At 59.5% G+C, this 22,130-nt stretch carries 20 protein-coding genes; 19 read left to right on the top strand and 1 reads right to left on the bottom strand.

What is annotated here, in order from left to right:
- Window positions 1-2 precede the first annotated feature (2 nt).
- From DVR09_RS14805 to DVR09_RS14750, 12 genes are all read left to right on the top strand, one after another.
- Window positions 3-2,720 carry a VWA domain-containing protein gene (locus DVR09_RS14805; protein ID WP_115418038.1) on the top strand — a complete coding sequence of 906 codons (2,718 nt, stop codon included), beginning with the start codon at window positions 3-5 and terminating at the stop codon, window positions 2,718-2,720.
- Window positions 2,717-3,397, top strand: coding sequence for a hypothetical protein (locus DVR09_RS14800; RefSeq protein WP_115418037.1), 681 nt, complete (start codon window positions 2,717-2,719; stop codon window positions 3,395-3,397). Before DVR09_RS14805 ends, DVR09_RS14800 begins: the two co-directional genes overlap by 4 nt.
- A gap of 240 nt (window positions 3,398-3,637) precedes the next feature.
- On the top strand, window positions 3,638-5,965 hold the full coding sequence (locus DVR09_RS14795) for a DNA cytosine methyltransferase (RefSeq protein WP_162814996.1): 2,328 nt from the start codon (window positions 3,638-3,640) through the stop codon (window positions 5,963-5,965).
- Complete coding sequence (locus DVR09_RS14790; RefSeq protein ID WP_115418035.1) at window positions 5,962-7,290, top strand: site-specific DNA-methyltransferase; 1,329 nt, start codon at window positions 5,962-5,964, stop codon at window positions 7,288-7,290. The genes DVR09_RS14795 and DVR09_RS14790 overlap by 4 nt, the downstream gene beginning before the upstream one ends.
- Entirely contained in the window at window positions 7,287-8,204 is a 918-nt protein-coding gene (locus DVR09_RS14785; RefSeq protein WP_115418034.1) for a DNA adenine methylase, read from the top strand. Before DVR09_RS14790 ends, DVR09_RS14785 begins: the two co-directional genes overlap by 4 nt.
- A gap of 4 nt (window positions 8,205-8,208) precedes the next feature.
- Window positions 8,209-8,856 carry a MazG-like family protein gene (locus DVR09_RS14780; protein ID WP_115418033.1) on the top strand — a complete coding sequence of 216 codons (648 nt, stop codon included), beginning with the start codon at window positions 8,209-8,211 and terminating at the stop codon, window positions 8,854-8,856.
- Window positions 8,853-9,782, top strand: a complete 930-nt coding sequence (thyA, locus tag DVR09_RS14775) for a thymidylate synthase (protein WP_115418032.1) — start codon at window positions 8,853-8,855, stop codon at window positions 9,780-9,782. Before DVR09_RS14780 ends, thyA begins: the two co-directional genes overlap by 4 nt.
- The gene (locus DVR09_RS14770; protein ID WP_115418031.1) at window positions 9,782-10,300 is read left to right on the top strand and encodes a dihydrofolate reductase; all 519 of its coding nucleotides are present in this window, start codon (window positions 9,782-9,784) and stop codon (window positions 10,298-10,300) included. Before thyA ends, DVR09_RS14770 begins: the two co-directional genes overlap by 1 nt.
- Complete coding sequence (locus DVR09_RS14765) at window positions 10,297-10,920, top strand: hypothetical protein (protein ID WP_115418030.1); 624 nt, start codon at window positions 10,297-10,299, stop codon at window positions 10,918-10,920. Before DVR09_RS14770 ends, DVR09_RS14765 begins: the two co-directional genes overlap by 4 nt.
- On the top strand, window positions 10,920-11,165 hold the full coding sequence (locus DVR09_RS14760) for a hypothetical protein (protein WP_115418029.1): 246 nt from the start codon (window positions 10,920-10,922) through the stop codon (window positions 11,163-11,165). Before DVR09_RS14765 ends, DVR09_RS14760 begins: the two co-directional genes overlap by 1 nt.
- 245 nt (window positions 11,166-11,410) lie before the next feature.
- A complete protein-coding gene (locus tag DVR09_RS14755; RefSeq protein ID WP_115418028.1) occupies window positions 11,411-12,919 on the top strand; it encodes a PAS domain-containing sensor histidine kinase in 1,509 nt (502 codons plus the stop codon).
- Entirely contained in the window at window positions 12,916-13,527 is a 612-nt protein-coding gene (locus tag DVR09_RS14750) for a response regulator transcription factor (RefSeq protein ID WP_115418027.1), read from the top strand. Before DVR09_RS14755 ends, DVR09_RS14750 begins: the two co-directional genes overlap by 4 nt.
- A gap of 19 nt (window positions 13,528-13,546) precedes the next feature.
- Here the strand turns inward: DVR09_RS14750 and flaF are convergent, their stop codons facing one another.
- Window positions 13,547-13,894 (bottom strand): flagellar biosynthesis regulator FlaF, encoded by a 348-nt coding sequence (flaF, locus tag DVR09_RS14745; RefSeq protein ID WP_115418026.1) that lies wholly within the window; start codon window positions 13,892-13,894, stop codon window positions 13,547-13,549.
- 208 nt (window positions 13,895-14,102) lie between these two features.
- Here flaF and motA point away from each other — a divergent pair, with 208 nt between their 5' ends.
- The 7 genes from motA to DVR09_RS14710 are packed head-to-tail and all read left to right on the top strand — an operon-like array spanning window position 14,103 to window position 22,111.
- Window positions 14,103-14,987: a flagellar motor stator protein MotA gene (gene motA, locus DVR09_RS14740; RefSeq protein ID WP_115418466.1), complete on the top strand. Its 885-nt coding sequence runs from the start codon at window positions 14,103-14,105 to the stop codon at window positions 14,985-14,987.
- Between the two features lies 1 nt (window position 14,988).
- On the top strand, window positions 14,989-15,849 hold the full coding sequence (locus tag DVR09_RS14735; protein ID WP_115418025.1) for a flagellar motor protein MotB: 861 nt from the start codon (window positions 14,989-14,991) through the stop codon (window positions 15,847-15,849).
- An 8-nt stretch (window positions 15,850-15,857) separates the two neighbouring features.
- Window positions 15,858-16,298: a hypothetical protein gene (locus tag DVR09_RS14730; protein WP_234041645.1), complete on the top strand. Its 441-nt coding sequence runs from the start codon at window positions 15,858-15,860 to the stop codon at window positions 16,296-16,298.
- Window positions 16,299-16,338: 40 nt separating this feature from the next.
- Complete coding sequence (locus DVR09_RS14725) at window positions 16,339-16,866, top strand: PilZ domain-containing protein (protein ID WP_162814995.1); 528 nt, start codon at window positions 16,339-16,341, stop codon at window positions 16,864-16,866.
- 22 nt (window positions 16,867-16,888) lie between these two features.
- Window positions 16,889-17,527 carry a hypothetical protein gene (locus DVR09_RS14720; RefSeq protein ID WP_115418023.1) on the top strand — a complete coding sequence of 213 codons (639 nt, stop codon included), beginning with the start codon at window positions 16,889-16,891 and terminating at the stop codon, window positions 17,525-17,527.
- Between the two features lie 23 nt (window positions 17,528-17,550).
- On the top strand, window positions 17,551-18,183 hold the full coding sequence (locus DVR09_RS14715; protein ID WP_115418022.1) for a hypothetical protein: 633 nt from the start codon (window positions 17,551-17,553) through the stop codon (window positions 18,181-18,183).
- 31 nt (window positions 18,184-18,214) lie between these two features.
- Entirely contained in the window at window positions 18,215-22,111 is a 3,897-nt protein-coding gene (locus DVR09_RS14710) for a PAS domain S-box protein (RefSeq protein ID WP_115418021.1), read from the top strand.
- The last annotated feature ends 19 nt before the right edge of the window (window positions 22,112-22,130 follow it).

Genomic DNA, 22,130 nt, shown 5'->3' with positions numbered 1-22,130 from the left:
CCATGCAGCCTGCAACAGCTACCGCTGTGAAGCCTGCGCAGGAAAAGACGATGCTCGGCATCGACCTGCGCCGGCTCATCATCAGCTTCGTCAACGGCCTCGGTCGTGGTGACCGCATCCGTGTGCGCTTCCGCGGCACGCGCGCCTACACCGATGGTCGGAACATCAACCTCCCGGCCATTCGTGACCTCGCCGAAATTCCATATTCGACTGCTCGCGCACTCATGGGTTACGCGATCCACGAAGTTGCCCACATCCGCTACACCGACTTCGGCTCGATCATTCGCGCAATCGAAGAAGGCCGGATGGAGCCTGACAAGCTCATCAAGAAATTCGAGAACGCGATCGAGGACTACCGCATCGAGCGCATCATCTCGAAGGCTCTGCCTGGCACGGCCTCCGACCTTGCCGCGCTGCGCGTCTTGATCCACCCGCCGCTGAACAAGCTGAAGCCCGGCTGGTTCGCAGATCCGCGCGCTTGCGGCCCGCTCGCCCTGACTTGGACGGGCAGCGTCCTCAATGGCTTCCCGAACCCAGAGATGACCGACACGCTCGATGCATTCCCGGCTCCTGTCCGGAAGCTCATCGACAACTGGACGGCCCGCATGAAAGACGTCCAGACGACTGACGAGGTGGTCGACCTCGCAATCGCTTTCAGCGCAGAAGCCGAAGCCTACGCTCAGGCCAGCCGCAATACTCCGCCGCCTGCATCGAACGATGACCAGGACAACAGCGACGAGCAGGATGAGGACGACCAGCAGGACGACGCGATCTCCGAGGACACCTCGAGCGACGCCGACCAGCAGGATGAGCAGACCAGCACCGACGATGCCGACGAAGAGCCTGAAAGCCTCGACGACAGCGACGACAGCCAAGCTGGCGAAGACGATGCTGACGACGTCGAAGGCGACGATGATGCCGACGCAGAAGGCGAGCCCTCTAGCGACGGCGATGCCGGCAGCGATGCCGAAGCAGGCCCCGACGGTGAAAGCGACAGCGGAACCGAGAGTGAAGGCGACGCTGGCGAGCCCGGAGAAACAGGCCAGCCATCGGACAATGGCGACCTCGGCCAGTCCGAACGACCGGGTGACGGAGATGGCCAGGACGAGAACAGCACTGGCTCGGATGCCTCTGACGCCGGAGACATCTCCGCCGATGCGCCTGACCAAGACGGAAAGGATGCCGACGGCAAGATCTCCTCGGACCTGGATGCCAACTCATCCGACCCCGCTGCCGGAGACAATCCCGGTAGCGACGGCACCGGTGAAGGCGACGGCGAAGGCCTCGGAGACGGAGACAGCGACAATGGCGTCGATGATCTCGACTTCGGCGACAGCCCGAGCGGCAAGTCCAGCCCTGACGGCACCGGCGCTCCGGCTCCGCAGCAGGACGACACCGGCAAAGTCAGCATGAATGACGGCATGCTCGACGAGCACGACGACGGCGAAGGTTCCGGAGACAATGGCTCTGACGACGCCGACCAGAATGCCAACTCGGCAGGAAACGCCGGCGGCCCTCAGGACGCCGATCAGGACGACGCTGATCCCCAAGACAGCGCTTCGGGTGCTGGCCAGTCATCAGGTCCGGCTGGCAATGACAGCGGCGCTGACACTGGTGAAGAGGCCGATGATGCCGACGCTTCCGGCGAAGACAGCGATGGGTCGAACCCGCTCGACGGAATTCTCGACAGCAATGCCGCCTTCGACGACTTCATCGACGACCTTGCCGACGAAATCGCCAACACCCCTCTCCCGGAAGAAGCTCCGGATGCCGAGGATGGCGAAGTCAATCCGGATGAGGTGATGGAGAACGTCAAGCAGGCCAATGCTGCCGCTCCCAATTACACCTCTGCTGACCCTGACCCGAGCAGCGACGCAGGTGATGCCAACGGTGGCGGCGCGTCGAAGAACGAATATTCCGACGACCGCTTCATTCCAATCGACACTGCAGAGGTCGAGGAATGCCAGTACGCATCTTTGCGCGCTGAAGCCGCCGGCGTGATCAGCACCACCGCACGCACCATTCGCCGCCTTCTCATGGCTGAAGAGCAGCGCGGGACGCTGCGCGGCCGCCGTGACGGCAAGTTCGACATTCGGAACATCTCCGCCGTCGTTCGCGGCACTGGCAACTGCTACAAGAAGGACTGGCACCGGCCCGCGCCCGAAACGGCTCTGGTTATCCTCACCGACTTCTCTGGTTCGATGGTCTACAGCGGAACCGGCGAAGAGGAGCCTCGAAAGCTCGCCATGACTGGCGCACTTGCAATCGAAGAAGCTACGCGCGGCACGCAGGTCGAGACCTCGATCTACGGATACAAGGGCTATTCGCCCCACGTCGACCTCTACCCCTTCAAGGAGGGAAAGCAGTCCAGCCGCATTACGCGTCAGAACATCGGTGCCTATCGCGATCTCGACATGGGCTGCACCCCCACGGGCGAAGCCATGGCGGCAGTCGCTAGCATCCTGGAACAGAGCGCGGCCCACCGCCGCGTTCTGCTCGTCCTCACCGACGGTGACGCAGACGACCGCGAGCTCGCACAAGGCGTCGTCCCCCTGCTCAACCGCCGGGGCATTGAGGTCGTGGCGATCGGCATCCAGAGCGATTCCGTTCAGACCTGGTGCCAAAACTCGCATGTCATCCACGACATCGGACAGCTGCCGCAGGCGCTGCTCCAGACCATCGACCCGCGCGCACAGAAGAAGCTGAAGAGGGCTGCATGACCGAACGTCCCAAGCCGTTTGCCTATGACGTCGTCGAGACCCCTGATGCCCTGCTCTTCGTGATCGGGCATCAGGGCGGCGACGCTCGCCCTGCCCTCGGTTATCTGCTTGGCCCTCGAGGACTGCAAATCAATCGGGCTGATGGCGTAGTCATTCGCATGATCCACCTTCACCCTCGTGTTCTTGAAAACATCGGAGCGAAGCCCATCGGAGTCATCGAGGTCGATGCTGACGACACGGTCCTCTACTCCGCCGATGCTAATGCAGAGATCGATCAAGACATCCTCTCCCACCTGTCGGGCCAGTTCTACTGGTACCTGAGTCCCGAAACCGCTTCGGTCGACGATGTCGCCCGGCGACCCTTCTCCCAGCTTCTTGAGCAACTCGCTCCGCAAGCAGTCGCGGTTGCGCCTGGCGAATGGACGGCTGGCCCTCTCGTCGGACTGTGCAACAGCCGCCGCGGGATCGTCACCCTCACCAGCGGACGAGACTGGGCGCACCCGTCGCGAGGCTTGATAATCGACCGCACGCTCGCCGAAGGTATCACTGCTGGGTATCCGGCGAATGACAATATCGCCGAATGTGTTGCCCTTGCCCATTCGGACACCGCGCCAGCTCTTCTTCCAAGAGAGCGCGGACCGGGCAGTTCGCAGCTTGGCATGGCATTCCTGCCATAGCTGCATCGCTTATCCAGAAACATCCAGAAAGTCCTTGGCAGGCTTGAATATGTCCCGCTAGAATTTGCACTCAGCCATTACGGCACGAGTGCAAATTCAACCTTCGGATCACGACTTCCTGACGCCAAAGCGCCAGGCTTACGGGGCATATTCAGCATGAAATTAGACGACAGGAACATGTCGCTGTTTCCCCATGAGGACTTGAGGCCTGTTGGGCCTACTTATGGAGAAAAGAAAATCGTGCGCTCGAACCTCGCAACCTCCAAACTTCCTGAATCTTCCACTGGTCTCGACCTTGTCGAGCAGATGGCAAACGGTCCGGTCGAAATCTATGACCTTCCCGACAGCCCGTATCACCTCGAAGAAGAAGAAATCACAGTCGATCTCTTCTGCGGTGCGGGTGGTACGAGCGAAGGCATTCGCCAGGCACTGCTCGAAAGCCCTGCCTTTGCCGTGAACCACAACCCCGACGCGATCGGCGTTCACGACATCAATCACCCCGAGACGGTCCATCTCGAATCCGACGTCTTTGCCGCCGATCCCGAGCTGCACATCGAGACCGGCAAGAGCATCGGCCTCCTCACGGCCAGCCCGAGCTGTGTCCATTTCTCGACTGCCCGTGGGGGCAAGCCGCTCGACCGTGAAATCCGCGATCAGGCATGGGTCGTCTGCAATTGGTGCGAGCACCCCAACCCGCGCTTCAACCCGCGCGTCGTCATCGTCGAAAACGTCCGTGAATTCCTGACCTGGGCGCCGCTCACTGCCGAGAACAAGATCGACAAGCGCTACATCGACAAGGACGGCCTCGGCTCGACCTTCAAAGAATGGCGCTCGCGTCTCGTTGAAGCCGGCTACACGGTCGAATACAAGGTTCTGAACGCAGCCGACTATGGCGTGCCGACAAAGCGCCACCGCCTGATGATCGTCGCCCGCCGCGATGGCCTTCCGATCCGCTTCCCGAAAGCCACTCACGGCCCGCGCAATTCGCCAGCCGTCCTGGCGGGTGAACTGCTGCCCTACGCTCCAGCCGCCGACTGCATCGACTTCACCATCCAGTGCAATCCCATCTTCATGTACCCCGAAGATGCGAAGAAGGCGCGCTGCAACCGTCCGCTGGCAGACAACACGCTGAAGCGCATCGCGGCTGGCATCGAGCGTCACGTTCTCGAAGCCGAAAAGCCTCACATCGTCTCGTTTGGTGGCGATGACGCTCCCGAAAAAGAAGGCGCGGCAGGCTCCGAGACAGCGACGCGCCTCTCGCTGGTGAACCCGCTCATCACTCCACTCACCCATTCGGGGCCGGGTCGCTACTATCTGATGGACAGCCAGCTGCCCACGATCACATGCGCCCGAAGGGGTGAGCTCGCCCTAGTGTCCCCGGTTTGCGCCGCAGTGCCCATCGCTCTGGCCCAGCCGAACGAAACCAACATCACCGTGCGTGCGGCATCGAACGACACAGCTGATGCGCCTGTCGCTCCCGAAGGCTTCCAGATCACGGCTCCCGCAATCGACGTGGACATCGCCGATGAGCACGCAGTCTCCGCTCCGGCATCGCCCGGCGCAACCTTCAAGGTTCCAACCATCGTGCGCGTTGCCCACGGTAGCGTGTGCAAGAAGGGCAAGAAGCGCGGCCGCGGTGATCACGACATTTGCGAACCGCTGCCGACCCAGTCGACTTCGAACGAATTCGCCATCGTCGAACCCTTCATGGTCACCACCGGTTACGGTGAGCGCCGTGGCCAAGCACCGCGCATTCACAGCGTCCACGACCCGATCACCACGCTCGTCGCCGGTGGTGCGAAGCTCGCCCTTGTCCAGGCATCCATGAAAGACGCTCACGCGCCTGAAGCCAATGACAACGTCGAGCCAGATCCCGCTATCACCGGCCCTTCGGTCATCCGCCCGATCGTCGCCGCGCACATGGCGCAGCACAACAGCGGCAACATTGGCCACTCGGTCGATGACCCGATGTCGACGATGACGACCAAGGTCTGCCACCAGAACCTCGTTACCAGCCACCTGCTCACTCTGCGCCAGAATACCTTCGGCCAGAGCATGGATGAACCCATCCCAACCTTTACCGCGGCTGGCTCCCACCACGGTGAGGTCCGTGCATCCTTCGTGCAGTATTTCAGCGATGCTGCCGAAGAGCTTGGCGATGTCCACGCTGTGCCAGAAGGCGAGCTTGGACTCACCGAAGAGCAGCGCTTCGAAGCATGGTGGATTGCTCGCTTCCTCGAACAGTACGGCACCAAGGAGCCGCGCAGTCCGCGCCTTGCCCACCTCGACGGGCCTCGTCCATCGGCCATCGGTCGTCCCGGCGCTATCCTCTGGACCATCCAAATGCGCATGCTCGCGCCCAAGGAAGCCTACGCCGCTTCGTCGTTCCCGAAGGACTATCAATTCGAGAAAACCGCCGACGGACGCAAGACAACGAAGGCAACCCAACTTGCTTTAGTCGGCAACGCTGTCCCCCCGGGACTTGCTTATGCAATCTGCTCGGCCAACCTCAAACCTCGGCGTTCGCTGCTTCCGAAAACCGCAAAAGCCCTAGCGGTTGCGGCATGACCGAACGCAGTTCCAACCCCAGCAAGGCTGCCCTTGCGGCACGCCGCCGTCGCGTAGAAAAGGGCGAGCAGCAGGAAGCATCCGTGAAAGGTCGTGGCCCAGCCGCATCTCTCCAGGGCATGCTCGAGCTGCCCTTGCTCGAAGCTATCGAGGCACGCGGCGGCAAAGCCCGTCCACGCGACCTCTATGGAGAGCTGGCTGAAACGCTGAACCTCGAACCCGAGGTCCGCGACCAGACCCGCACCTGCAGCGACCAGTCCTACCGCGTCTTCGACCAGCAGGTTCGCTGGACGCGCCAGACGGCAGTAGCCAAAGGCCTCATCGCCGGCGAACGCGGCATTTGGGAGCTTACGGACAAGGGCCGTGAGAAGCTCACCCGCGTCCAGCGCGGCAAGGTTGTGCTCCTCTACAGCCTCGACAACGGCCTCGCATTCCTAGGCCATGCAGAAGAAGCTGCGGGCGCTATCGAGCCGGACAGCCTCTCGCTCATCATGACCAGTCCGCCCTATCCGGTCGTGAACCGTGAGTACGGACGCTTCGGTCTCGCAGATTGGCTAACCTGGATGTCGGAACTCACCGGCCTCTGGAAAGACCTCCTGCGCGATGACGGCACGCTCGCCATCAACCTGATGGACATCCACGTCCCGGGCACGCCGATGCTCTCGCCTTACGTCGAGCGGTACATGCTCGATGCGATCGACAAGCACGGGCTTCACCTCGCCGGCCGCATGCCGTGGCATAGCCCCACGAAACTGGCCAACCTCGAATGGGCTGTGAAGCGCCGCGTTGCGCTGAAGAACACCGTCGAGCACGTCATCCTGCTCTCGAAGACGCCGAACCCTGCGTGGGATACCCGTCGCCTTCCGCCCGAACCGTATGCAGAGCGTAGCGCGTCCCAGCGCGCCAGCGACCAGCGCCGCGCCGCCGCGCGCAAGAAAACCGTCCGGCCCGGCGGCTACGACATCAACGATGCTGCATTTGCCACCAATGGCGAAGGCGGCATTCCTCACAACATCATCATCTCCGGCGGCGTCGGCGGCGGCGGGACCTATGCCAAGCGCTGCCGTGAAGCAGGAATGACCCCGCATCCGGCGCGCTTCCCTGAAGCTCTGCCGCGCAAGGTCATCCAGCTCTCCACCGAGCCTGGTCAGATCGTTTACGACCCCATGGCCGGCTCAAACACAACCGGGAAGGTCGCTCTCGAGCTCGGTCGGCGCTTCATCAGCTCCGAGCCTGTTCTCGAGTATGCCGCGTCCTCGGCCTTCCGCTTCGATGATCGCCCGGACTTCCGCTGCGAGTCCGACATGATGAAGCTTGCCGCATGAGCGCTGCAATTCGCCTCGCAACCAACGAACCTGCGCACAACGACAATCCGCGCGCGCCAGGCATGTCGGCAGTCCGCCGGCCTGCCCTGCGTTACCATGGCGGCAAATTCATGCTCGCCAGCTGGATCATCTCCAACATGCCGACGCACCGGACCTATGTGGAGCCCTTCGCCGGCGCCTGCTCGGTCCTGCTACGCAAGACCCGCACCTATGCCGAGGTCGCCAACGATCTGAACCTGAAGATCTATGACTACTTCAAGGTGCTGCGCGACCCGTCGTCTTATGCCCATCTCAAGCGGGCTCTCCAGTTCACGCCTTTCCACGAGCGCGAGTTTCGCCTTTCGCTTGAGGATTGCGACGATCCCATCGAGCAGGCCCGCCGCCTTTGCGTCCGTAGCTTCCTCAGCCACGGGTCGGACGGCGTCACCTCCAGCACGGTCCCCGGTTTCCGTTCTTCCATCAGTCGCGCCGGCTCGACGCCGGCGACGGACTGGTCGAACCTGCCCGGACACATGGACGCCATTCACGAGCGCCTTCAGCGCGTCACTTGGCTCACCATGGATGCGATGGAAGTCATCGAGAAGTATCGCACCAGCGACACCCTTCTCTACGTGGATCCGCCATATCACCCGAGCACCCGGCACGATAAAATCAGCGTCGGAGACACCTATCGCGCGTATGGCCACGAGCTGGACGCCGACGGCCACGAGAAGCTTCTCGTCGCTCTTCGAGAAACGCCTGCCATGGTCATGCTCTCCGGCTACCGCTGCGAGATCTACGACGACATGCTGAGCGACTGGGTGCGTCTCGACACCCGCGCCCAATCCGACGGAAACGCCAAGAAGACCGAGAGCCTCTGGCTCAACCCCGCAGCTGCCGACAACCGGCCTTCCCCCAGCCTATTTGGAGCCTGACCACATGAGCATTTCCCGTTGGAAGGGGCAGTCCCTCCAATTCCACCGCAATGTCGCCGGCCCGGGCTCGCACGCTGTGAAACAGCACGGCATCCTACCCGCATACGCCCGCGCGGCCTTCGAAATCGCCACAGCGGCTGGCGCTATCGCCGGAATGGCAAAGAAGTGCTGGCGCGACGGCGACCTCGGCCGGATTCCTATCGTTGCCGTCCGCGAGCTTCGCGCCAAGATCAACGCATCCTTCGACCGGCTGGAAGCCATGCTCGAAGAGGACGGCGCGGCCATTCAGCCTGCAACTGCCAGCCGCAAGGGCGCCCAGGCCGACCGCAACTTCCAGAAGCACGGCAATCTCGCGATCCTAGGCCTCGGCCTCATGGAAGAGAGCGCGGAGCTTGCCGCCCCGCTCATGCAGATCGCCGAAGGAAGCAAAACGCTTCAGGACGTGAAACAGGAAATCGACGACGAAACCGCCGACGTCCGCATCAACCTTCACCTCACCTCCGAGAGCGCCAGCGTCTGCTCGGAAAAATCCACCGGCGCCAAGTGGGCGCGCGTCCGCGACCGGTTCGATCCTGAACTGTTCGAAGTCACTCCACTCGCAAACGCCAACGACACCACCGAACCCGCTCCCAAGAAGGCGAAATCGAAATGATGATCCACAATTTCCCGACGGCATTCACATCGGCCGACGAAGCTTACCACTACACCGTCTCGCGCGTGCTCAACCTCGGCCAAGACCGCGGCGACCGCACCGGCACTGGCACCCGCGCCGTTTTCGGCCACAATGTCGAGATTGACCTCTCGGGCGGAACGCTGCCCGTCGTTTCGCTGAAGAAGACCCGTTACCAGGACGCGATTGCCGAACTCATCTGGATGCTCTCCGGCTCGAATTCGCTCGTGCCGCTCATCGAGCAGGGCATCCACATCTGGACCGACTGGCCGCTCAAGGCCTACAACCTCGAGACCGGCGAAAATATCGGCCGCGATGAATTCGAGGCTCGCGTTCTCGCCGATCCGGAATTCGCTGAAAAATGGGGCACTATCGCACCCTGCTACGGCACGGAAATGCGCTCGTTTGAATCGAGCGGCGGCGCCGTAATCGACCAGTTCCAGCAGCTCGTCGACGAGATCAAATCCAACGGCGAAAGTCGCCGGCTTATATGGTCGCTCTGGCGTCCTGAATTCGTCACCGTGAAAGGCGGCACGGGTCTTCCCCCCTGCCACTTTGGCGGCGCGGTGAACGTCACCAATGGCGAGCTCAGCATCAAGCTTCGCCTCCGCTCGAGCGACGTCGGCCTCGGCTGGCCATACAACGTCGCGCAGTACGGCTACCTGCTCCACCTCCTCGCCGCTCTCACCGACAACAAGCCCGGCATGCTCGTCGTCGATATCGACGACTGCCATATCTACCAGAATCATATCGATGGCATGACCGAGGTGCTCGAACGCGAGTGCCGCACCGACCCGAAGTTCATCTGGAAGCGGAAACCGACTTCCTTGGATGACCTGAGCCTCGATGACTTCGAGGTTGTCGGATACGAGCCGCAAGGCTTCATCAAGCTGCCGGTGGCCGTCTGATGGAAATCGGCGCCATCCACGAGAACTCGTTTCTCATTGCCGCCCGGTCGACGAACGACGTCATCGGGCGCGATGGCGCCATTCCATGGCACGCGCCTCATGACCTGAAACGCTTCAAGATGCTCACCATGGGCACAGCGATGATCATGGGGCGCAACACCTGGGACTCCCTGCCCGGCCCTTTACGCGGCCGCATCTCGATCGTCGTCACCAGCCGCCCGTTGGAAAACCGTGATGCAATCGCAGCTCCCAACTTCGAAGCTGCCATCCAGCTTGCAGTCGCATCGAGGCCTATCGCAAATGCTATCGCCTTCATCGGAGGCGCGCGGATCTACCAACAGGCTCTCGAGCTAGACTGGCTCACAAAAGCGCATGTGACGACCGTCGATGTCGTCACCGAAGGCGACACATTTTTTCAAATGCTCACCACGCCTTGGAAGGTTGAAACCGTCTATAAAGACAAGACCGCTCCGGCTTGCGAGTTCACATATCTCACACGCGAAAGGAATGCTGCATGAAGGTTGGTCTCGATCTGGACAACTGTGTTGTCGGCATCATGGCATCTGCCCGCGAGGCGATGGCTCGTGACTTATCCATTCCCGTGTCCGACATCATCGAAACCCAAATCTATTGGGAACCGTTCACCCATAACGACCCGCAGATCGCCCAGAAGCTGAAGCCCGACCTCGCCTTCTGGGATCGTGAAGATGTGCTCCTAGGCGCCCCTGCACTTCCTGACGCCATCGAAGCTGCCCATCGGCTTCACGACGCTGGGCTTCTTGCCTGCTACATCACGCGTCGGCCCAACGCAGTCGCTCACCTCACACAGCAGTGGCTCGACCACCGCAGCGCGCCTCCGGTCCCCACATTCCATGTAGGGAGCACGGACAAAGACGACTATTTTGCCCAGTGCAAATCGCACGCCTGTAAGAAACTCGGCGTCACTCACATGGTCGATGACCAGCCGCACGAAGCATGTTCACTTTCAGAGGCTGGCATCAACGTCATCCTTATCGATGCGCCTATCGGTCGCGCCAACCGGCACGAGTTCATCGCAGCCAATCCCCATATCCCAGTCGCCGCGAACCTGCCTCTCGCCGTCGACCTGCTTTTCGATGAACATAAGAGGGCTGCATAATGCCTCTTTTCGAGTGGCTCTTTGCTGGGGTCATTACCCTCATAACGGCTGCCCTCCCCATGATGCTCTCCGGGATGATCCCTCACGCAAAGCAGCGCTGGGCAGCCGCCATCTTCGCCTTGCTCGGAGCTCTCATCTTCGCCGGATACATCAACGCCGCTGCGCCGACTCCCTACGCTATCGGCCTCGGAATCGGCTTCATTATCGCCACGGTGAAGCTCACCTTCGGAATAAGGCTGCTCTAACTATGCGTCGCTTCTTTTCGCAGGCACGCCTTGCCGCATCAGAGCTTGCCGATCTCTGGCGAGATCGCGATATACACGGACCTGCCTTCTGGGCGGCTCTTCGTTCTGTTCCAAATCGCTTTCGAAACGCAGACGCCTCTCAGCAGCGCATCCTTGTCGGACTCGCCCTGCTTGTTCTCATCACTCAGGCATACTTCGTGTTGAGCTGACGATCCTACGCCACGCTCATTCCGCGAGACAAATTCATGAATAACGCCAGCCACTCCAACCTGCCTGACTTCGTCGAGAGCGAGATTGACCTCGAGTTCGCGCTCGATGCGCATTCTATCGCGATCTTCGAATGGAATGCCCGAACCGGAATTCTCACATGGGCGCCCGGATCAGAAGAGCGGCTTGGCCAGGCTGCGGGCACCGTAAAGCACCATGACGACTGGTCGAAGATCACTCTTCCCGAGGACCTTCCTTCCGTTCTGCAAACCCTCGAAACGGCCATTGCCAGTCGCGCAAAGCAGTTTAGCTTCTCGTTCCGGGTGCGAGACGCAAACAACAACATTCGCGCCTACGAGGGAAGCTCACGCTGCATATGGGGCGAAGACGGGGAGCTGGATAAAACCGTCAGCGTCGCAGTCGACGTTACGAGCAACTTCGAAATCCGCCGCGCCCTCAATGCAAGTCATGACCAGTTCCAATCGGTGCTGGAAACCTCGCCGACTGCGCTCATCATCACCGATGACCGCGGCGTAGTTTTGACCTTTAGCCGCGCAGCAGAGCACTTGTTTGGACACGCTTCAGCCGACGTCGTCGGAAGGCACTTCAACATGCTCACCGACCAGAAGGTAAAGCTCCTCCTGACAGCTACTCGCCGTCGCCCAGGGCAGATGCACCTTCTCTCTGCCCTGCGCGCTGATGGGAAAACCGCTCCAGTCGAAGTTTCCGTCCACGAATTCGGCGCGCATGGGCCGCGCCTCTTCACAATATTCCTCAGGGACGTCACCGAGCGTTTCGAAGCTGAGCGTCGCCTCGACGCCCTCCGAGATGAACTCGCTCACACAGCCCGCTTGAACACCATGGGCGAGGTCTCCGCCGGGATCGCGCACGAGCTCAATCAACCTCTAACCGCGATGACCAATTACCTGGCGGCCGCACGCAACACCATCAGAGGCGGTGAAGCGGAAGACGGCCACATCGAACGCCTGATAGACCTCGCCTCAGAACAGGCTCTGCGCGCAGGAGACATCATCCGAAAGATGCGGGAATTCCTCTCGCGTGGTGAAATCGACCAACAGCCCCATCCCATATCCGATCTAATTCATGAGGCTGTTTCCCTCACCTCGCTCGGCGGTCAAAAGCCAATCTTCGACCTCGAGCTTTCAATTCCAGACAGTCTGCCCAAGGTGATGGTCGACAAGATCCAAATCCAGCAGGTCCTCGTCAATCTCATCAAGAACGCGGTCGAGGAGCTTTCAACAAATCCCACCTCCTGCCCGAAGGTTTGGATCAGCGCCAAACAAAGCTCACCCAGACAAATCTGCGTATCTGTTGAAGACAACGGCCCAGGACTTCCAGCCTCATTGCTCGACCATTTCTACGAGCCGTTCACATCCACCAAACCAAACGGAATGGGCCTCGGCCTCTCCATCTCCCGCCGTATCATCGAAGCTCATGGGGGCTCGCTAGTCGGCGAAAACCGAAACAGCGGAGGTGCAACCTTCCGCTTCAATCTGCCTATCAGCAAGAAGGACGAAGCTACATGATGAAGAGCATTTACATTGTCGATGACGACGACTCTGTCCGGAGTTCACTGTACGAACTTGTCCGGAGCTTTTCCAACACCATCGTCAGGTCCTTCAAATCGGGCGACGACTTTCTCGAGTCCCTTCCCGAACTCGATCCAGGGCTCGTTCTTCTCGATCTCAACATGCCCGGCACGAACGGAATGGAGGTCTTCGCCCAGACCAAGGACCACCCTGATCTCACCTTCGTGATCCTCACCGGCCAGGGCGATATCCAGAAGGCGGTCAAAGCCATCAAGGCCGGCGCGGTAGACTTCATCGAGAAGCCATTCCGCCCCGACGAATTGCTTCGGATTGTTCAAACTGGACTTTCCGACCTCGAAGACAGCCGCAAGGAGCACCAGAAAGTCGATAACGCAAAGGCCCTGATCGATCGCCTCTCCCCTCGGGAGCGCGACGTGATGAACGGTCTGCTCGATGGATGTTCAAACAGGAGCATCGCTGAGGCCCACAAAATCAGCCCGAGGACCGTAGAGATTCATCGGGCCAACATGATGGAAAAGCTCGAAGCTCAGCACGTTTCTGATGTCTTGCGGATCGCATACTCCGCCGGTGCGATCGCCGCCTAATTTTGGAGGTCTGGCAGTCCTATGCTGCTGCCAGACCTTCCATGATGCTCCGGTTCACATCAATCAGATCGTCGATTTCTTCCCGGCCACCGATCACACCACTGGTGTGCTTGTCGACCCAGATGCCGAGGGAAATGATGCTTGCCCTCAGCGCTTCAGGAAGGCCGTTTTCACTGGAAGCACAGTCATTAGAGAACACGTTCCACAGTTCTCGATTGCGGCTCAGAGGTTCGGCAAGCGCTGTACCTAGCAGCCCTCCCTCTTTTGCAGCAATCATTTCACCTGTGATCTGCGCCATCAGGCGATACTCCGCGCTCCGCGGCTGCTCGGACCTGCGCTGGGTGGTTTGATAAGCTGCAGCAGACATGCGTACTCCTTGGATAGTCTAAGACTATTTTAGGACGCTTGGCCGCCAATCTGGACGCATCGCAAAAATTTTCTTGCGCCCTGATGAGTGCCTCAATGTCAGGAAAAACGCCTCCCCAGAGAAAAAGCGCATCCACACGCCCCGAATGCCCTTCCGACCTTCTATAAAAGAAGGAACCAAATATCCTGAAGGGCAAAGCGACAAGACCATGCTGAACAGTGTCGGCTTAATCATCATCTTCATCTGCGTCTTCGGCAGCTACATCATCGCTGGCGGCAACATGAGCGTTATCGCCAAGGCCCTGCCCATCGAGATGATGGCAATCGGCGGCGCGGCAACCGGCGCTTTCCTAGTCGGCAACTCGATGGATACCGTCAAGAAAGCCCTGAAAGGCGTGAAACGCGCATTCCGTGGACCGCGCTGGGAAGAAGGCGATTATCGCGACCTTCTCACTATGTTGTTCGGACTTCTCAACACCTTCAAGAAGGGCGGCCCGACCGCCATCGACCCACACCTCGACAATCCCGAGGATAGCTCGATCTTCTCCCGTTACCCTCGCATTCTCGCCGACCACCACCTGGTCGAATTCGTCTGCGACTACCTCCGCATGATGACGGTCAACTTCGAAGATCCTCATCAGATGACCGAAGCGATGGAGAGCGACATCGAGCGCCACCACCACGAGGAGCTCGAACCGCAACACGCCCTGCAGGTTATGGCCGACGGCCTTCCTGCTCTCGGCATCGTTGCCGCCGTTCTCGGCGTGATCAAAACCATGGGCTCCATCGACCAGCCAGTCGAAATCCTCGGCGGCATGATCGGTGGCGCGCTCGTCGGCACCTTCCTCGGCGTTCTACTCTCCTACTGCGTTGTCGGGCCTTTCGCCTCAAAGCTGCGCGAAATCGTCGAAGCCGACGCAAAACCCTTCAGCATCGCAAAAACCGCGATCATCGCGCACGCCCAGGGTCTCCCCACGCAGGTCGCCATTGAGCTCGCGCGCCGTATGACTCCTTCCGACCACGCGCCTTCATTCACGCAGCTGGAAGAAGCTCTCGAGCAGGCTCGTGAAGACTTCGCCGTAAGTCCCGCCTGATATGGACGGAACCAACGAAAAACGCCCCATCGTCATCAGGCGAGTGAAGAAGGTATCGGGCGGCGGTCATCACGGCGGCGCGTGGAAGGTTGCATATGCCGACTTCGTCACTGCCATGATGGCCTTCTTCATGCTTCTCTGGCTCATTTCGAGCCCAGACGACGAGATGAAGCAAGGCTTGGCCGATTACTTCTCGCCGGCCGACCCCGGGCCGCAAGAAGCTGTCGGCGCGGCTCAAGCCGCTGCAGGGTCCTCGAGCGCCGGTAACAGTCGGAATGCTCAATCCAGCGACAATTCCGAAAGCGGCGTCCCCTCTATGGAGGCGGCAACGGCCGGGGCATCGCGCGGAGGCACTGCATCCGTCCCCGACGCTTCCCTGCGCGTCCTTGCGCAAGAACTTCTCGTCGAGCTCGATAATTCCCGCTCAGAGCAGGATGCTTCTGACCACGTCCAAGTCCAGCCGAATGAAGACACCATTCGCATCAACCTCATGGACAGCTCGAAGCGGGCCATGTTCAAGAGCGGGACGGCGCAGTTGAATCCCTACGCCAAGTCCTTGCTCAATCGGATATCTCGCAAAGTCGCGAAAAGCGGCGTCGGCGTCGCCATCGAAGGCCATACAGACGGCCGGGGCGGCATGAGCGAAGCCAATTGGCGCCTATCCGGCGACCGTGCACAAGCGGCACGCAACGCCATGGTGCAAGCTGGCGTTCCCGCTGACCGATTCCAGCAGATCATCGCGATGGCAGGATCCCGTCCAGTCTACCCAGACCAGCCGGACAGGCCGGAAAACCGCCGCATAACCATCGTCCTCAAGGCGTCGGGCTCAGCTCTGCCGCCCGACACCACCTTCACATTCTGAGATCACTGATGTCCGCGAAGAAACGTCTGAAACCACTTCTCGTCCTCCTCGCAGGTATCGCTGTTGGCGGAGCCTCGGGCTACATCGCCAAGCAATATGGCGCACCTATCGAGGTTGCGACGGACGATCACATCGAAACCGCATTCGTCGAAGTGGACGACATCGTTGCGCCTCTGGTCCTCCCTGACGGGAAGAGGCTTGCTGGATATGTGTCTTTCAAGCTTGCGCTGGAGGTTCCGCTTGAGGAGTCGGAAGAGATAACCTCTCGACTTCCGCTCCTCCTCCACGAGATCAATATGCGGACTTACCGCAAGCCTATGGCCAGCGGTCCTGATGGAACCCTTCCAACTCTCGAGGTCTTCCGGGCCGTCGTCGAGGAATCTTCCAACGTAGTATTTGGGCAAGGCGCCGTTCGCACGATCGCCATTGCCAGAGCGACCCCTGCCTGACGCAGCAGGCTTCATTGGTCTTTTAAGGATGATGAAGAAGATGATCGAGCATACCACAGAAAATCGATCACAAGCGCGAACTCACCTATTCGTCGCGGCGACATTGACCTGGCCTAACGGCTCCTATGCGGCTCGTTTGCGAAACGTGTCGCCTGACGGAGCCATGCTAGAAACGAAGGCCGGTCCGAGGGTTGGGGAACAGGTCGACATAACCAGGGGGACTCTAAGCGCCAACGGCGTTGTCGTATGGCGCATGGGAGAGCGCGTTGGAGTGCGCTTCCACAATCCCGTTGTCGTCGCCGATTGGCTCCCATCCAGTGCTGCAGGTCAGCAATTAGTCGACGAAACATTTCGCCAACTCAAGGGCTCCTCATCCTCGACGGAACAGCGGCAGACCGCTCCAATCGAGGCTAGCGCGACAAGCAATCATCAGCTCGTCGCCATCGCCAACAGAATTGATGACCTTGCCAATGCCCTCAGCAACGATGCCGAGGTTGTCCGCCGATACGCCGGCCATCTTCCGATACTCGATGTCGCATCGCAGAAACTTCGGAAACTCGGCCTTTAACAAGCCTGCCTGGAAAGACCCAATGACCAACAAATTCAAAGCCCGCGAGGCGATTGCCCGCACCATCCAGATCGTTCTCGACAATCCCAAGCTGGTAGCCATGTGGTGTACATTGGGCCTGGTAACTGAACTGGCGATCCTTCCTTACGGAGGCTTCGCCACGACCCGGGACTTTCTGCTGTTCTTCCCGGCGATCCTGATCTCGACAGCGATCTATTATTACATCGCTCAACGCATGCTTTCCGCAACCGGACACCCAGCCGACAAATCGAACGTCCTCGCCTACCTAGGCGCGAGTATCCTCTATGGGCTGATCATCGGCATCGGCTTCATATTCCTGATCATACCGGGCTTCATTCTCTGGGCCCGTCTGAGCTTGTTCGTGCCTATCCTATTGGCTGAAGGCAAATCCGTCGCTGACCTTGGCTCGGAGAGCTGGGCGCGTACATCCGGAAACACTTCCGAGATACTTCTCGCCTACCTCCCCCCTTTCGCAATGCTCGTGCCCCTTTGGCTCATTTCGATCGTTAACCCGTCGCTAGGCGCCAGCTTCGACATTTTCACAGCGATCTTCGCCTCGCTCGCCGGAGCCTACTGGTTCGCTCTGACTATCGCCCTCTACGAGCGCTTCCCGGCCGCCGCTGACACAGCCGCTGCATAATCAGCCCAAATTACGGACTCTACATGACCAAGACCATAATCATCGCTGCGCTCGCCCTTTCCCTCGCGCCAGCAGCTGCCGCCGCGCAGGTCCTATCCGAGGCCGACTACGCCCAGATCGAAGCCGAAGCCAAAGCCGCTGCCGAAGAAGCCATGAAGCCGGAAAATGTCGAACGCCGACGCTCCGAAGAAAAGGCTGTTGTCGACAACGCAATGCGCCAGCTTTCCCTTTCGAGCGACCCGAGCATGGCCAACAAGCTTCCGCTTCCCGAATTCACTGGCCTCGATGCCATGCGCGCCGTCCTTCGTCACTCGAATGCCTGGGAGAAATACTCCGGGAGCTATCACGACAACGAAGACCTCATCGAGGCAATGACTGGCATATCCATGACCACCGGCACTCTGCTGTACTATGAATGGTCGTGCGACACCGGCCGCATGGAAGCGGTCGCTGGCCAATACATCGACATCGTCGACAACCTGGTCACGACCTACCCCGAACGCATCATGCTCAAGAACTCCATCGGCATCCGCGACATGATGGGTTATCCGCGCAGCAAAAGCTGCAACCGCGACGCTCTAAGCAAAGACCGCGCGGATTTTCAGGAGAGCCTCGCTGCCGTTCTCGAGCAAACGGTAGCTGCATCCCCCAACTGAAGATCCATTCAATCCAGAGACCTGAAAAGCTATGGCACAGAACGAACGCCTTGACGGGAATTCCATCAAGACAGAGGCATCTCGCACCATATCCAGCATGATGCTGCTTGGCGCGATCTATGGCATTCTAGCCTACGCAAGTATATCACTCTCACTCGACACAGGCCGCCTCGCCGCGTTCTGGATCGGCAACGGTCTCGTTATCGGCATGCTGCTCGACAAGCCGCGCCCTTGCCAAATCTCTGTTCTCACCTGCTGCTTTCTGGCCAATATCATGGCCAACGCCGCCATTGGTGACGAGCCGACCATCGCAGTCATCCTTGCCTCCGCAAACCTTATAGAAATGCTCATTGGAATCTACGTGCTCGAGCAAGTCGTCGTTCGGACTCAGACCTTCCAAACCCTAAAAGAATTCGCAAAGATGGCAGCGATAGGCATTTGCGCGCCTCTGGTCCCAGGCCTGCTCGCAGCCGACGCACTTGCAATGCTCACACCCGTGACATTCGCCATCGCATACACCCAGTGGCTTACAGCCCACTGTCTTGCGATTCCGATCATCGGTTCGATGGTCCTCATCTGCAGAAACGCCGTCGCCAATGGGTACCGGATCGATAAGAAGGAAGCGCTGGACTGGATCGCCACCCTCGTTCCGCTGGCGATCTCAATCCCCATCATCTTTGTCCAGACCACCTATCCGTTTCTGTTTCTGGCTGCCCCAGTCACAATATTTGCAGCCTTCCGCACGGGACGCATCGGCACAGCTTTTGTCGTCGCGACCTATGCCGTCACCGCCGCAATCGCAGCCCTCTACAATCTCGGTCCAATTGCCCTGACGAATGGAGGCGCTCGCGAGGAGGCTATTGCTCTGCAAGTGTTTATCGCCAGCAACCTCCTCATTGGCCTCCCCGTAGCCGTCGTCCTGGCAGGCCGGCGCAAAACCAAGGCCGATCTACGGGAGAGCCGTGATTTCGCGAACGCCATTCTGAACGGAATTGGCGATGTCGTCTTCAAAATCGATGCAAACTGGCGCTTTACCTATCTCAACGATCGGTGGCACACCCTTACCGGACACTGCAGTAAAGACATGCTCGGCGACACGCCCTTCGGACGGCTTCTCGATCCGGATAATACTGTCTTCATGAGCACAAAGCGCGCCATCGAAAATGGCCGCCCTCTGACCGACACCCACATTCTTCCGATCCGGACTGCAGACGGCCGGATCATCCAGGTCGAGATAAACCTCGAGGCACAATGGGACGCTGCCGGAAAGTTCATCGGCGCAATCGGCTCTGGCACCGACGTTACCGAAAAACTCGCCAGATCCCACGCCTTGAAGGAAAGCGAGACGCGCTTCCGGAAATTGGCTGAGGCATCTCCTGTCGGCATTTTTACCGCTGATCCGAACGGAAACATCACCTATTTCAACCAAGCTTGGCTCAAGAGCTTCAAGCTCAAAGCCGAAGACATGCTTGGCGACGGCTGGAAGAAGTCTCTCGCCCACGGCAGCGAACTCGAGGGTGATCCAGCCTTCGCCGGCTTTGAAAAGCCGGGTGATATTCGTCGCCGCATTTTCCACTTCAAGGATGGCGAAGGCGAAGATTTCTGGTGCGAAACCGTCAACTCCGCAGAATTCGACGCGAGCGGAAAGATTTCCGGCTTTGTCGGCGTCGCGATTGACATCACTGAGCAACGTCGTGCCCTTGAGAAATTCCGCGCCAGCGAAGAGCTCTTCCAGACCCTTGCCAACATGGCTCCCGCTGGCATCTTCAGGACAGCCGCCGACGGCGACTGCACCTACGTCAACCAGTCTTGGAAAAACCAAACTGGCCTGGAAGATGGCGAATGGGAGGGAACCGGCTGGACCAAGGCCCTACACCCCGAAGATGCCGAACGCGTCGCCAGAGTCTGGGTCGAATCTGTCGAGAACCAGGTAGCCGGTGAAGAAGAATTCCGCTGGAAATGGGAAGACGGCACGATCATCTGGTCCCACGTAGTATTCGGCCCAGAGCTGGATACAAACGGCAACATGACTGGCATGATCGGCGTTGTCACCGATATCACCGACAACAAGCTCGCCCAACTGGATATCGCTGAGCGCGAAGCTCAGCTGGCCCTTCTCGCCGACAATGCGACCGACACAGTTCTTCGCCTATCGCTCGACGGCATCTGCCTCTACGCCTCGCCTTCCGCCCGTCAGATTTTCGGCGTCGACCCTCATAGCCTTGTCGGCAACCAACTCATCACCGGTTTCCATCCTGACGATGTCGAGATTGTGAAATCGAAATTCAGAGAGCTCGCTACAGGAAAGCGCGACCGCGTGCGAATTTCCTTCCGTTCGGAACACATCCTACATCCAGGCCAGTATCAATGGCTTGAGGCCAATTGCGGCGCCGTTCTCGACGCTGAAACTGGCAAGGCAAGTCAGATCATCGCATCCCTGCGAAACATCGACGAAACCAAGCGCCTGGAAGCAGCCCTGCTTCAATCCAAGGAGCGTGCAGAAGCTGCCCGCGATGCAAAGTCTGCGTTCCTTGCGAACATGAGCCACGAAATCCGCACGCCCATGAACGGTGTAATCGGCTTCACCGAACTCGCCCTCGCTGGCCCGCTCGAAGACGACCAGCGCCAGCACCTTGAAATGATCGCTGATTCCGGGCGCGCAATGCTCACCCTGCTCAATGATCTGCTCGATTTTGCCAAGATCGAAGCCGGGCAAATGACCGTTGCATCGGAGCCTACCGACATCACGCACAAGATCCGCGGAGCGCTGCGGATTATGGAACCGGTTGCCAAGGAGAAAGGCCTCACTCTCGAAATGCGCGTCGCCGATGACGTCCCTCAATGGGTCCAAACAGACGCCATGCGCATACGCCAGATCATCCTCAACCTTGTCGGCAACGCCCTCAAGTTCACCGACACCGGTGGTGTGGTCATCGATGTTTCAACGACTGACGACAAGTCCGCCATCGAGGTCGACGTTATCGATACGGGCATAGGAATCCCCGAAGAACAGATCGACATCGTATTCGACAAGTTCACTCAAGCCGATTCCAGCATCGCTCGTCGCTTCGGAGGCACAGGTCTAGGCCTGCCAATCTGCTCACAGCTTGCATCTTTGCTTGGAGGCGCTCTGACCGCCAAGAGCAGCGTCGGAATCGGTTCAACTTTCTCGCTAACCATCCCGATCATCGAATCCCGGACCAGTGCAGAGACCTCTCCAGCTCGACCCAAGAGCACTGCCAGCCAGAAAGTCAGCCAGTGCAAAGTCCTCGTCGCCGAGGACAATTACATCAACCAGCGCCTGACCCTCGAGATGCTCAAACGCGCGGGGTTTGAGGCCGAATTAGCAGAAGACGGCGCGCAGGCAGTCTCCATGATAGCTGAACGCCATGGCACACCCGAGGCATTCGACATCGTTCTCATGGACATGCAAATGCCAAACCTCGACGGCTTGCAAGCCACTGCAAAAATCCGCGCGGCCGGCATTACTTCTGATACGCTTCCCATCATCGCTGTCACAGCAAATGCGTACCAAGAAGACATCGATGCCTGCATCGCCGCCGGAATGCAGGCTCACCTTTCGAAGCCCATCGCTCTCGACAAATTGGAAGCGGAGCTCTCGATTTGGACGCGCAGCAAAGAATGCGGCCTGGCCGGCATTGAAGTCGACCCGCACCTCAACGCCTTATATGCGAACCGCAAATCCGACATACTGCGCCAAGTCGATTCCGCAATTCGCGCGGGCAAGCTCGACGGAGCGACCCTCGAGGAACTTACCTCCAATCTCCATCAGCTTGCTGGCGTAGCCGCAATGTTCGGAGAGGAAGATATCGGAGCAAAAAGCCGGGCCTTCGAGAAGAAGCTCAACGACGCGCCGGCTGACGCACTAGAGCACTTGGAAAAGATCAGGGAAATGCTCGCCGCCTAATCTAAGAAAGTGGGAAGCA

The sequence above is a fragment of the Erythrobacter aureus genome, assembly GCF_003355455.1.
Classification (GTDB): domain Bacteria; phylum Pseudomonadota; class Alphaproteobacteria; order Sphingomonadales; family Sphingomonadaceae; genus Qipengyuania; species Qipengyuania aurea.
This window is presented reverse-complemented; position numbering and strand designations above follow the sequence as displayed.